We start from the raw sequence: 12,420 nt of genomic DNA on the forward strand, positions 1-12,420 counted from the left end.
ATCGGACGCTGAGGGTTAATGCCCTTGAACATCGCGGCGTGGCGTCCGAAATAGGCGCTCAACGCAAAGCACAAGGAAGATTTCATGATCGATCTGTTCGGCACCGACGGTTACGCCAGCCAGGGCCAGTTCACCCGTGACCCGGTAACCGGCGCGCTGGTGCCGGTGGTGGTCGAGCAGACCAGCCGCGGCGAGCGCAGCTTCGATATCTTCAGCCGCCTGCTGCGCGAACGGATCGTGTTCGTCACTGGCCAGGTTGAGGACAATATGGCGTCGCTGATCGTCGCCCAGTTGTTGTTCCTCGAGAGCGAAAACCCGTCGAAGCCGATCAGCATGTACATCAATTCGCCGGGCGGCGTGGTGACCGCCGGCATGGCGATCCATGACACCATGCAATACATCAAGCCGCGCGTGTCGACCGTATGCGTCGGCCAGGCTGCCTCGATGGGCAGCTTCCTGCTGGCAGCGGGCGAGCCAGGCATGCGGATCGCGCTGCCCAATGCGCGGATCATGGTCCACCAGCCTTCGGGCGGGGCGCGCGGCATGGCCTCCGATATCGAGATCCAGGCGCGCGAAATCCTGCGCATCCGCAAGCGGATGAACGATCTCTATGTCAAATATACCGGCAAGAGCCTGACCGATATCGAGAATGCGATGGACCGTGATACCTTCCTTGAAGCTGAGGAAGCGCTGAAATTCGGCCTGATCGACAAGGTCTTCGAGTCCCGCCCGGAATCGGAAGAAACCGGTGACGAGAGCGGCTCGGGCGGCGCGCCCGAGTAAGGATTTGCGCGGGTTTTCGCCCCTTGGCGGGACATTAAGGGCACGTAAACCGCGATATTCAGCGGAATCGCCAGGCCGGTTTGCGAAAAGCGCGCGCTATAGGTTGATTCAGGATTATGCGGCTATACAGTCGCCGAATCCCCATGATTTGGGGATTTGGGAAGTTTAGGAAATGACCAAATTGAGCGGAACTGACAGCAAGAGCACCCTGTATTGCAGCTTCTGCGGCAAATCGCAGCACGAAGTGCGCAAGCTGATTGCCGGGCCTACCGTGTTCATCTGCGATGAGTGCGTCGAGCTGTGCAACGACATCATCCGCGAGGAAACCAAGGCAGGGATCGCCGGCCGCAAGGAAGGCGAAGTCCCCACGCCCAAGGACATTTTCGAAACGCTCAACGATTATGTGATCGGGCAGGACCGTGCCAAGCGCGTGCTCTCGGTTGCGGTGCACAACCATTACAAGCGGCTGAAGCACAGCGGCAAGGGCAACGATGTCGAGCTTGCCAAGTCGAACATCCTGCTGGTCGGCCCGACCGGCTCGGGCAAGACGCTGCTGGCGCAAACGCTGGCACGCACATTCGATGTGCCCTTCACCATGGCCGACGCAACCACGCTGACTGAAGCGGGTTATGTCGGTGAAGACGTTGAAAACATCATTTTGAAGCTGCTGCAGGCGTCCGACTACAATGTCGAGAAGGCGCAGCAGGGCATCGTCTACATTGACGAGATCGACAAGATCACCCGCAAGGCGGAAAACCCCTCGATCACGCGCGACGTTTCGGGCGAGGGTGTGCAGCAGGCGCTCTTGAAGCTGATGGAAGGTACCACCGCCTCCGTCCCGCCGCAGGGTGGCCGCAAGCATCCGCAGCAGGAATTCCTGCAGGTCGACACCACCAACATCCTGTTCATCTGCGGCGGTGCCTTTGCCGGCCTCGACAAGATCATTGCCGACCGCTTGCAGAAGCGTTCGATCGGCTTCGGTGCCAACGTCGCCGATCCGGACAAGCGCCGCATCGGCGAGCTGCTGGAAAAGAGCGAGCCGGAAGATCTGCTGAAGTTCGGCCTGATTCCCGAATTCGTCGGCCGCCTGCCGGTGATCGCCACGCTGCATGACCTTGATGTCGATGCGCTGGTCACGATCCTGCAGGAGCCGAAGAACGCACTGGTCAAGCAGTACCGCAAGCTGTTCGAGCTTGAGGACGTCGAGCTGACGTTCACCGACGAAGCACTGCGGGCGATTGCGGAGCGCGCGATACTGCGCAAGACCGGCGCACGCGGCCTGCGTTCGATCGTTGAGGGCTTGTTGCTCGACACGATGTTCGACCTGCCCGACATGGACGGTGTAACCGAGATCGTGATCGACAAGGATGTGGTCGAAGGCCGCAAGGATCCGGTCCGCGTGCTCTCCGGCGACGCCAAGAAGGGCAAGAAGGACGAGGCGGCCTGACTATGGAAGGCCAGGGCTTAGGCCTTGGCGCCATGGTATTTGCCGCGCTTTCGATCGTGGCCCTGATTTGGTCAGGCTGGTGGACGAACCGGCGGTATTCCTGCTTCGACCGTATTCCCGGTCATTACGATTTCAAAGGGCGCGCCACCCGGCTTGATCCGCGACGTCAGATGGCCTGGCTGCTGCCAGTGCTCTTTTCGCTGTTGATCGCTGGGTACGGCACCCTGTTTCATCTCGTGCCTGCGGAACTGCAAAACGGCGATCCATCGGTCGGAATGGTTCTGGTATGCCTCGTGTTTCTTGCCGCTCAGGGTCTGGTCCTCTGGCTCCTGGCACGCTGGGCACAGGCGCAAAGGGGCGACACCTGAGCTTTCAGCAAACGATCAAGGCGTAATGCCGTATTTGCCCAATTCGGTGATCGCGCGCTGCGAACCTTCATCGTACCGCCGCCACTTCTCGAGGCTGCTGGTATAGATTGGCGAGCGCACCTGTACTGAGCTGGCAGTCGCCACCGGCTGGGCATTTTCGTGGAAGCGCATGCAGGCATCGTCCCATTCCAATCCGCAGAATTGCAGCAGCCGCTCGGTCTGTCCGCGCTGGTCGGCAATCACGTCTTCATAGCGGATCGGCAGGAAGCGCCCGGTTGGCAGAGTTTGCGCATAGGCATCGGCCATACGCTCGAACTGCGCCACGAAATGCGCCGTGTCGCCGAAATCATAGGCATAGCTGTAATAGCTGAATCCTGTCGCGAACAGCTGGCGGTAATTGGCGAACAGCACATCGAACGGGGACCGGCGCAAGCAGATCACCCGCGCCCCCCGCAGCGCACGCAGGATCGCCGGCACAAAGAATGCGTTGAACGGCATCTTGTCGATAAAGCGCGGCGCATCGCCGCCGAGGGCGGCGGCCCGTTCCAGATAAGCGCGGCCAACCGCGCCGATGTCGGCGTCGGTTGCGGCATCGATCAGCGCAGCTTCCAGCACCAGCGGGCCGGGGGTGCGCAGGTGCTGCTTCAAAAGGATCGCGAAGTCGGACAATTCGCCGAGCGACCGTACCTTTGGATGCGACGACAGTATGCGTTCGACCAGCGTCGTCCCGCTGCGCGGCATGCCGACGATGAACAGCGGCCGCTCGTCACCTTCCGGCTTAGGTGCGATCAAAGCCTCCCGTGCCGAAGTGATCGCGGCATCGGCGATAGCCTCGGCGGATGAGCGATCATGGCGGACGGCAGCGCGTTTCGCCTGCTTGGCGCGGTCGAGCCAGGCAAGCGACGCATCCCACTCTTCCTTGTCTTCACCCAGGCGGGCAAGAGCATGGCCGACCGTCAGCCGGGCATCGGGATCGCGCTCTTGCTGAAACAATGCTTCAAGACGGTCCTGCCAGTCTTCGTCAGGCTGCTTTGCCAGTTGGGCAAGCGCCAGCCAGCCCTTGGCGTGGTCAGGCTTCAGTTCGATCAGCGTCCGGAATTGCTGTTCTGCCCGCGTCAGGTCGCCTGAGAACTGCAGCGCCACCGCAAGGTTGTAACGCATGTCCGGGTTGGCTGGTTCGCCCGCCGCGGCCGTTTCGAACGGGGCCACAGCCTGTTCGTGCCAGCCGCCGCGCGAGAGCACCACGCCCAGCTGGTTGGCGATCTGCGGATCGTCGGTTCCGATTTGCAGCGCAGCGATCGCCCGTTCGCGGGCCCGCTCCTGATCCTGCATGAGCAGTGCGACCCGCGCCTCCAGTACCGCAAGCCAGCAGCTGTCATGCCCTGTATCGCGGAGCAAATGGCATAGCTTGACTGCGCCCGGTGCATTGCCATGCTCGATGGCGATCGCCGCCATCACCAGCACTGCCTCATGCGCCTGCGGATTGACCCGCAGGGCCTGCTGCGCCGCCGCGTGCGCCTCGCGCATCTGGCCCGAAAACAGTTGTTTTCGAGCATCATCTAGCAGGGTTTCGAGCGAAACTATCGATTGTCTCCGGTCCTCTGGTTGACAAGGCGTAACGCGCTTGTCACCAAATGCCTATGTTGCGTTGCAACATCGGGGCTGAATCCTGATAAAATATTGCTGAGGGATCGTAATCCATGAAACTCACTCAAACAAACCCAACTTTGCGTGCCATGCTGCTTGGCAGCACGATCATCGCCGCCGCACAGGCAGCCCCTGCTTTTGCGCAGTCGAATGCTGGTGCAAGCGACGCCTCCGATGACAATGTCATTATCGTGACCGCCACGCGCCGCGCTGAATCGGTGCAGGATATCCCGCTCAACATTGCGGCTGTCGGCTCTGAGCAGATTGAAGAGCAGGGCCTGACCGAGCTGTCTGACCTTCTGCCTTTCGTTCCCGGGATCAATATCGTCGACCGCGGCGGACGCCAGGGCAACCCGATCATCGTGCGCGGCCTGAACGTCGACGCAATCGGATCGGGTGACGGCAACAACAACGGCGGCGGTACGGTTGCCACCTATCTTGGCGAAATTCCGGTGTTCGTGGACCTCAAGCTGAATGACCTTGAGCGGGTCGAAGTGCTGCTTGGCCCGCAGGGGGACGCTGTACGGCGCAGGCACGCTTGGCGGCGCCATTCGCTACATCCCTCGCAAGCCCCAGTTCGGCGAAACGAGCGTCCAGGTGCGCGCGGAAGGTTCGAAGTACTCGAAGGCCTCAAGCCTCAGCCATGAGGTCGGCACCACGATCAACTTCGGCATCTCCGATACCTTCGCGATCCGCGGCTCGCTCGACTGGTCGAACGATTCGGGCTTCATCGATTACGTCAATGTCGTTGACCAGATCGGCGTGACCAATCCTGACACCGCTGAAGGCCTGAACCGGGTCAAGGACGCCGACGGCGAAGAAACGATTTCCGGCCGCATCGCCGCCCGGTGGGAGCCTGCTCCCTGGTTCGACGCCACGCTGACCTATTACTATCAGGAAGCCGATATCGAAGGGCGCCGCGTGTCGCACTATCGCGATATCGTGCCGGGTCTGCTTGATGGCACGCCCAGCGTCGGCCGCTATGAAAACGCGTTCCGCGTGCGTGAACCGAACAAGATCACCAACGATCTGATCGCGCTGGAAATGGTCGCAGATCTCGGCTTTGCCGAATTGACTTCAGCCACCGGCTGGAGCACCTTCAAGGACGATGGCCAGCGCGATCAAACGACGTTGCTGATCACGCTCGAATACAGCTATGAACTGTTCCCTGCTTTCACCGCCTTCACGCGCGAAGTGGGCCGGGAAGAACGGATCAACCAGGAACTGCGCCTTGTTTCCAAGAATGACGGGCCGTTCAACTGGATCGTCGGGGGGTATTACAACCGGTTCGACCTGGCTGCATCTTCGTCCGAGTTCGTGCCGAACTATGTTCCTTACGTGAACCAGCCCGCGCTGGACTTCGGTCTGACCGATCGGCCGGATGCGTTGGAATATTTCTCGACCGATCGCGAGCGCCTGGTCGAACTGGCTGCATTTGGTGAGGTCAGCTACAAGTTCTTCGACCAGCTGACACTGACGGTTGGCGGGCGCTATTACGATTATAGCCTGAAGGCCGCGTCCTCGGTGGATTTCCCGCTTTTTGAACCGCTCAGCTATGCGCCGCAGACCCTGAACGAGATTGAGCAGAATCCGTTTGATCCAGCCCTTGCCCAGTCGGACAACGGCTTCCTCTACAAGTTCAACCTGTCATGGGAAGCGTCCGACGACTTGCTGCTTTATGCCACGGTCAGCGAAGGTTACCGTATCGGCGGGGTAAACGGCGTTGGCGAATGCGACGCCTATGATCCGAACGCTACGCAGGGCGCCTGTGCCCTGGCACCGGGCCAGCAGTTTGGCCCGAACCCGGGCGATATCTCGATCCGCGACGAGCGCCAATATACGCCTGACCAGACCCGCAACTATGAAATCGGCTTCAAGTCGACATTGCTGGAAGGTGACCTGACGTTCAACGGCGCTTTGTATTACATCGACTGGATTGATCCGCAGCTGGGTTCGTCCACGGTCAACGCCAACATCCCGATCACGGTGAATGGCGGCGGTGCCGAATCCAAAGGGGTTGAATTTTCAGCCAATTGGCGGGCGAGCGACCGGCTGCAAATTCGCGGCAATTTCAGCTACGTCGATTCGCAGCTGACCACGCTTACGCCGGACCTTATCCGCACCATCACCCCTCCGGGATTTGCTTCGGATTTCGAAGACGGTGAGGATGGGGACCGCCTGCCCGGCTCGCCCAAGACCCAGTTCTCGATCTTTGGCGCCTATGACTATCCGCTGGCGAATGGCGATAGCGTGGTGTTCAACGCCAGCTATTCCTATCAGGGCAACGTACTCACTCGTGCCGGCGGCCGCGGTAACGGGCTCACGCTTGCCAGTTATGGCATTGCCAATGCGGCGGTGACCTATGAGGCAGAGCGGTGGTCTGCGACGCTGTTTGTCGACAATGTGTTTGACAAGTTTGCGGAAACGGGCGCGATCGGTACCGAGCTGGTCAGCCAGATCGTGAGCGATTTTGACGGCGGGGATGTTTACTCCCGTGGCTTCTCGACCCACATCCTGCCGCCGCGCCAGATCGGCCTGCGTATGAAGTTCAACTTCGGCGGATAAGCTTCGCCGCATTCGGGAAAAGGAAACCCCGCCCGGCTGGAGGAAGCCGGGCGGGGTTTTGTTTGCGCCGCTGCGCGGGTGAGGGGGGAAGCCGCAGCAGCAGCGCAGGAGTGATCGACGGCTTAAGCCGGCAGGAACACGCCGTCGGTTACATGGATCACGCCATTGGAAACCTTGACGTCGGTTTGCGTTACGGTCGACTTCCCGCCCTTGGCATCGGTGATCACGACCTTGCCGTTGACCAGCCGTGCGGTCAGTTGCTGGCCGGCAATCGTATCGATTTTCGCCATGCCGCCGCCCGCGTTGATCAGCCCGATCACGTCTGAAGCGGTCACATTCCCCGGTACCGCGTGATAGGTAAGGATCTTTGTAAGCGTGGCCTTGTTTTCAGGCTTTACCAGCGTCTCGACCGTGCCAGCCGGCAGTTTGCCAAAGGCGGCATCGGTCGGCGCGAAAACCGTGAAAGGTCCAGGGCCCGACAAGGTTTCTACCAGGCCTGCAGCCTGCACCGCGGCCACCAGCGTGTTGTGGACGCCGGTTCCTTGCGCGGCCGACACGATATTCGGCTGCGCCTTGGCGGCCTTGTGATTGTGGGCCGCGACCGGGAAAGCGGTGGTGGCAGCCAGCGCGGTGGTGGCCGCAATCGCGGCGAAGGCGGCGGCTTTGAGCTTGTTTGAACTACGCATCAATAATCTCCTTTGGTGCCAAGCCCCGTCCTGCTTGCACAAGGAGTTACGGCATCGGTCTGCCCGCGGATGCACCGGCACGGAAAATTATTTCAGATCAGGCGCAAATTGCCCTCGGCCACGACCGGGCCGGCATCGCGATCGGGCGGCTTCCCGCCCAGCGGCTCGCGGGTCAGCAGCAGCTGGGCCCCGTCGGCCATATTGCGGGTCACTTCGGCGGGCAGGGCAACCCGGCGTTCTTCGCCCGGTACAACCACCCCCAGCGATTGGAGCGCACTGCCGTCGCCGGGCACCAGCCACAGCTCGTGATCGTGCACGCCATCAGCGCTGAGCCCGCTGGCCGAGACCAGCATCTCTTGCGAGCCTGGGAGGTAGGTCACGCCCAGCCGCAACGGCGTGTCGGCGATGGGGATCGAGGCGACCAGCGGAGCGGATGCCAGCTGCGCGGCTGGCGCAGGGCCGGGTGCAGTGGTGGACGGTGTGAAAGCCAGCCATGCCAGCGCTACGGCGGCGGCGGCGGAAGAAATTCCGGCGGCCCATTTCCAGCGCGTCAGCTGGCGGCTTAGTTCAACCACATTGCTGCCCTGCGGTGCGATATCGCGAGCCTCTATCTCCGCATTGATCCGCCGCCACACATCTGCCGAAGGTTCCGCGCCTGCAACTTCGTCCAGCAGCGGCGCCAGCCGGCCTTCCCAAACCGCCACCTTCGCTGCGAATTCGGGATCGCGCGCCAGCCGGCCGCGCGCAGCGAGCAACTCCTCGCCTTCGAGCAGGCCAAGCGCAAATTCGGCCGCCAGCAGCTCGTCGCCGCTCAATTCGTCGAGGCGTGGATCCTGCGTCATTCGCCCGCCTCCAGGCATATCTTGAGTTTTGCCAGCCCGCGCCGGATCCAGCTCTTCATCGTGCCCAGCGGCACGCCTTGCGCCTCCGCCAGTTCGGCGTAGGTCTGCCCGCCGAAGTAAGCCGCGCGGATATTGCCGCGCTGGTTCGTCTCGAGCCTATCAAGGCAGGTGTGGACGCGGGCCTGTCGTTCGGCATCGATCAGCAGGCTGTCAGCCAACGGAGCCGTATCAGCCAGGCCAAAAGCCTCGTCCAATTCCACTGCGCCTTGCCGCACCTTGCCGCTGCGCAGGCGATCAACTGCCCGATTGCGCGCGAAGGTGGCGAGCCAGCTGATCGGGCTGGCCCGCTGCGGGTCATAGCGGTCGGCCCGCTGCCACAGATTGACGTAGACGTCCTGCAATGCGTCCTCGGCTTCCTTCCTGTCGCCCAAGATACGGTAGCAGATCCCGAATAGCTTCACTCGGGTCATCCGGTAAACCTGTTCCAGCGCGTCGCGCTCGCCCGCAGCCAGCCGCGCCATGGCGGACTTCAGCTGCTCGCGCGCTTCGCTGGCGGCGTCAGTCATCAGCAGCACCCCGGTGCGGCGCAGTCACGCGTGGTTTCTACCTGCAGCGTGACATGGCGGATGCCGTGATTGTGCTCGAGGCCATGCGCGACCTCGCGCAGGAAGGCGTCGCCCGGATGCCCGGCAGGCATTACCAGATGTGCGGTAAGTGCCGTCTCCGTGGTCGACATCGGCCAGATATGTAGATCGTGCACTGCTTCGACGCCTGCCTGGCCAAGCAGTTGCGCGCGCACCGCCGCCTCGTCGATCCCATCAGGTACGGCGTGGAGCCCCAGCTTGATGCTGTCTTTCGCCAGCCCCCATGTGCCCCATGCGATCACCACCACGATCAGCAGGCTGGTAACCGGGTCGATCCACAACTGGCCGGTCAGCAGGATCGCGACGCCTGCCACCACCACGCCCACAGAAACCAGCGCATCGGCGGCCATGTGCAGGAAGGCGCCGCGAATATTGAGGTCATGCTTTCGGCCGCGCAGGAACATCAGCGCGGTGGCGGTATTGATGGCGATCCCGATACCCGCGACCACTACCATCGTCATGCCCTGCACCGGCGCGGGATCGATCAGCCGGTTGATCGTTTCGAACAGGATCGCCCCGATCGCAATCGCAAGCAGCATGGCATTGGCCAGCGCGGCCAGGATGGTCGAGCTCTTGAAGCCATAGGTGAAGCGCGGCGATGCGGGCTTCTGCGCGGCAATGCTGGCCGCCCATGCCAGCAGCAGCGCCAGCACGTCGGACAGATTATGCCCGGCATCGGCCACCAGCGCCATCGACCCGGACAGGAAGCCATAGGTCGCCTCGACCACAACAAAGACGCTGTTGAGCACCACACCGACCAGGAACGCGCGCCCGAAATCGGCCGGTGCATGGTGATGCGCATGATGGTGATCATGGCTGTGGCCGTGTCCGGCGCGGTGGCTATGTGCGTGACCCGCTCCCATTGCGGTCACTCATAGACGCAGGAATCGAGCCCGTCACGCCTCACCACACCCATACGGGCGGCGATCATGTTGCCGTAACGCCTTGTGAAACCGCTCGGATTGACGACCGGGCGCTGCTTGGGCAGCGGCAGGGCGGCGGCCATGCGCGCGGCTTCAGTGCGGGTCAGGCGCGCCGCGGAATGCCCGAAATAGCGCTGCGCGCCCGCTTCCGCGCCGTAAGTGGCAATGCCGGTTTCCGCGACGTTGAGATAGACTTCCATGATCCGGCGCTTGCCCCAGACCTGCTCGATCAGGAACGCGAACCACGCCTCCAGACCTTTGCGGAAATAGCCGCCGCCCTGCCACAGGAACACATTCTTGGCGGTCTGCTGGGTGATGGTGGAGCCTCCCCGGATGCGCCCGCCCTGGGCGTTGCGCGCGGCCGCCTTGGCAATTGCTTCGGCATCAAAGCCGTTATGGCTACAGAACTTGCCGTCTTCGGCGGCGATCACGGCTGACACGAGGTTGCGATCGATATTGTCGAGCGATTCCCAATCCTTGGTCAGGCCGTTTTCCCACACCTTGCCGTCCAGAATCATCGTGGCGGTGATCGGCACCGGTACCCATTTGTAGATCAGGACCAGCGCCAGGCTCAGGCCGATGAACCACAGGATTGCCTTGCCCAGCCAGCGGGCGAGTGTGCGCGGGATATTGCGTGCGGCAGCGGCCATGGGCTTGCGCTTAATGGCGGCGCGGGGTTTGCGCAATTGCGATGCTTGCGCCTTTCCAGAGAAGCTGCTTGGAAAGCCGTGAACGAGAATAAACGGGGAGAGACTCGATGAATGCGATAAGCAAGGCAGTGCTGGCGGCAGCGCTTTGTTCCACGGCGTGGATGGCAAGCCCGGCCATGGCAGCACCGGATGCGATCGCACAGGCAGTAGAAGCCGATTACGAGGCCTATCTCGACGATCTGTTCCTGCATTTCCATCGCAATCCCGAATTGTCCTTCCTTGAAACCAGGACGGCGGCGCGCATGGCAGCAGAATTGCGCGCTGCCGGGCTTGAAGTGACCGAGGGCGTCGGCGGCACCGGCGTGGTGGGCATGTTGCGCAATGGCGAAGGGCCGCTGATCCTGCTGCGCGCCGATATGGACGGGCTGCCAGTGCCAGAGAAGTCCGGCCTGGAATATGCCTCGACTGCCCGGCAGGTGGGTCAGGACGGGGTCGAATATCCGGTGATGCACGCCTGCGGGCACGATACCCATATCACCTCCATGGTGGGTACCGCGCGGCGGCTGGTGGCCATGAAAGACCAGTGGCGCGGCACGCTGATGTTCGTGGTCCAGCCCGCCGAAGAACGCGTCGGCGGGGCCAAGGCGATGATCGAGGACGAGCTTTATGAGCGCTTCGGCAAGCCCGATTATGCGCTGGCTTTCCATGTCTCCTCGGTCCTCCCCACCGGAATGGTCTCGGCATCCGAAGGGATCCAGTATTCGAGCGCGGATTCGGTCGATATCGTGGTGCCGGGCATCGGCGCGCATGGCGCCAGCCCGCACGCTGGGCGCGATCCAGTCTACATCGGCTCGCAAATCGTCACCGCGCTGCAATCGATCGTGAGCCGCGAAACCATGCCGCTCGATCCGGTGGTAATCACGGTCGGCTCGTTCCATTCGGGCACCAAGCACAACATCATTTCCGACCGCGCGGATTTGCAGCTGACCGTGCGCGCCAATGACGAAAAGGTGCGCGCCGCCACGCTCGCCGCGATCGAAGCGGGTTGCGGTCAATGTCGGGCGCGCGCACGGCCTGCCGGAAGACATGTTGCCGCGCGTGACCGTGAGTGAAGGCACGTCCGTGACTTACAACGACCCGGCGCTGGCGCGGCGGCTCAATGGCGTCATGAAGGCAACCTTTGGCGAGGCGGCCGTGCCGCCCTTCCAGCAACTGGGTATGGGGGCGGAAGATTTTGCTTTCTTCGTGGCAGAAGATCTGGGCGTGCCGGGATACTATTTCGCGGTCGGCGGAACGCCGCAAGCCGCGTTCGATGCCGCTGCCAATGGCGGCCCGCCCGTGCCCTCGCACCACTCGCCGCTGTTCAAGATCGCGCCGAAGGAATCGATCACCGTTGGCACGCGCGCGATGATCGCTGCGGTGCTGGACCTCGCCAAGCCAGAGTAGGCCATAGAAGAATCCGCTTCGCCGACTCGTTCCGTTGGGCGTATAGCTTGCGGTAGGGTCGCGAGACTGGAGACTTTCGATGCCGCAATTCGTGATCGAACGTGACATGCCTGGCGCAGGATCGCTGTCGCCAGATGAGCTAAGAGGCGCTTCGCAACAATCCTGCAGCGTGCTGCGCGATATGGGCCCGGCGATCCAGTGGGTCCATTCCTACGTCACCGATGACAAGATCTACTGCATCTATCGCGCAGATGACGCCGAACAGATTCGCCAGCATGCCGCAACCGCCGGTTTTCCGGCCAATTCGGTGTCCGAAGTCCGCACCATCATCGACCCGACGACGGCGGAATAGAGGTACGGAATTACAGTAGAAAAGAAAAGGGGCGCTGCGCCGCCCCTTTCCCTTCACTTACGCCGGA

General features: G+C 62.2%; 14 protein-coding genes. 8 read left to right on the forward strand and 6 right to left on the reverse strand.

The features are described 5' to 3' along the window. Positions 1-84: 84 nt before the first annotated feature. The 3 genes from G6N82_RS12015 to G6N82_RS12025 all read left to right on the forward strand — a co-directional run bounded on the left by G6N82_RS12015 (position 85) and on the right by G6N82_RS12025 (position 2,598). Entirely contained in the window at positions 85-783 is a 699-nt protein-coding gene (locus tag G6N82_RS12015; RefSeq protein WP_165196765.1) for an ATP-dependent Clp protease proteolytic subunit, read from the forward strand. 172 nt (positions 784-955) lie between these two features. Beyond that, on the forward strand, positions 956-2,230 hold the full coding sequence (gene clpX / locus G6N82_RS12020; RefSeq protein ID WP_165196767.1) for an ATP-dependent Clp protease ATP-binding subunit ClpX: 1,275 nt from the start codon (positions 956-958) through the stop codon (positions 2,228-2,230). 2 nt (positions 2,231-2,232) lie between these two features. Continuing rightward, positions 2,233-2,598 (forward strand): hypothetical protein, encoded by a 366-nt coding sequence (locus G6N82_RS12025; protein WP_165196769.1) that lies wholly within the window; start codon positions 2,233-2,235, stop codon positions 2,596-2,598. Positions 2,599-2,613: 15 nt separating this feature from the next. Here the strand turns inward: G6N82_RS12025 and G6N82_RS12030 are convergent, their stop codons facing one another. Then, positions 2,614-4,125 carry a sulfotransferase gene (locus G6N82_RS12030; protein ID WP_165196771.1) on the reverse strand — a complete coding sequence of 504 codons (1,512 nt, stop codon included), beginning with the start codon at positions 4,123-4,125 and terminating at the stop codon, positions 2,614-2,616. Between the two features lie 173 nt (positions 4,126-4,298). Between G6N82_RS12030 and G6N82_RS14880 the strand changes: the two genes are divergently transcribed. Beyond that, complete coding sequence (locus G6N82_RS14880; RefSeq protein WP_206520191.1) at positions 4,299-4,892, forward strand: Plug domain-containing protein; 594 nt, start codon at positions 4,299-4,301, stop codon at positions 4,890-4,892. Next, positions 4,843-6,810 (forward strand): TonB-dependent receptor, encoded by a 1,968-nt coding sequence (locus G6N82_RS12035; RefSeq protein WP_206520193.1) that lies wholly within the window; start codon positions 4,843-4,845, stop codon positions 6,808-6,810. Before G6N82_RS14880 ends, G6N82_RS12035 begins: the two co-directional genes overlap by 50 nt. A 122-nt stretch (positions 6,811-6,932) precedes the next feature. Here G6N82_RS12035 and G6N82_RS12040 read toward each other — a convergent pair whose 3' ends face one another. The 5 genes from G6N82_RS12040 to mtgA form a co-directional block, all read right to left on the reverse strand. Then, positions 6,933-7,496: a fasciclin domain-containing protein gene (locus tag G6N82_RS12040; RefSeq protein ID WP_165196773.1), complete on the reverse strand. Its 564-nt coding sequence runs from the start codon at positions 7,494-7,496 to the stop codon at positions 6,933-6,935. A gap of 92 nt (positions 7,497-7,588) precedes the next feature. After that, entirely contained in the window at positions 7,589-8,338 is a 750-nt protein-coding gene (locus tag G6N82_RS12045) for an anti-sigma factor (protein WP_165196775.1), read from the reverse strand. Then, entirely contained in the window at positions 8,335-8,904 is a 570-nt protein-coding gene (locus G6N82_RS12050) for a sigma-70 family RNA polymerase sigma factor (protein ID WP_165196777.1), read from the reverse strand. Before G6N82_RS12050 ends, G6N82_RS12045 begins: the two co-directional genes overlap by 4 nt. After that, positions 8,904-9,845 (reverse strand): cation diffusion facilitator family transporter, encoded by a 942-nt coding sequence (locus G6N82_RS12055; RefSeq protein ID WP_165196779.1) that lies wholly within the window; start codon positions 9,843-9,845, stop codon positions 8,904-8,906. The genes G6N82_RS12050 and G6N82_RS12055 overlap by 1 nt, the downstream gene beginning before the upstream one ends. Before the next feature lie 5 nt (positions 9,846-9,850). Next, entirely contained in the window at positions 9,851-10,555 is a 705-nt protein-coding gene (gene mtgA, locus G6N82_RS12060) for a monofunctional biosynthetic peptidoglycan transglycosylase (RefSeq protein WP_206520194.1), read from the reverse strand. A 107-nt stretch (positions 10,556-10,662) separates the two neighbouring features. Between mtgA and G6N82_RS12065 the strand changes: the two genes are divergently transcribed. The 3 genes from G6N82_RS12065 (at position 10,663) to G6N82_RS12070 (ending at position 12,353) form a co-directional block, all read left to right on the forward strand. Then, positions 10,663-11,667 carry an amidohydrolase gene (locus tag G6N82_RS12065; RefSeq protein ID WP_241255090.1) on the forward strand — a complete coding sequence of 335 codons (1,005 nt, stop codon included), beginning with the start codon at positions 10,663-10,665 and terminating at the stop codon, positions 11,665-11,667. A 10-nt stretch (positions 11,668-11,677) separates the two neighbouring features. Then, complete coding sequence (locus G6N82_RS15055; protein ID WP_241255091.1) at positions 11,678-12,001, forward strand: hypothetical protein; 324 nt, start codon at positions 11,678-11,680, stop codon at positions 11,999-12,001. Between the two features lie 79 nt (positions 12,002-12,080). Next, complete coding sequence (locus G6N82_RS12070) at positions 12,081-12,353, forward strand: DUF4242 domain-containing protein (protein WP_165196783.1); 273 nt, start codon at positions 12,081-12,083, stop codon at positions 12,351-12,353. Positions 12,354-12,420: the final 67 nt, after the last annotated feature.

Origin of the sequence: Altererythrobacter sp. BO-6 (assembly GCF_011047315.1) — a bacterium.
Taxonomy (GTDB): domain Bacteria; phylum Pseudomonadota; class Alphaproteobacteria; order Sphingomonadales; family Sphingomonadaceae; genus Erythrobacter.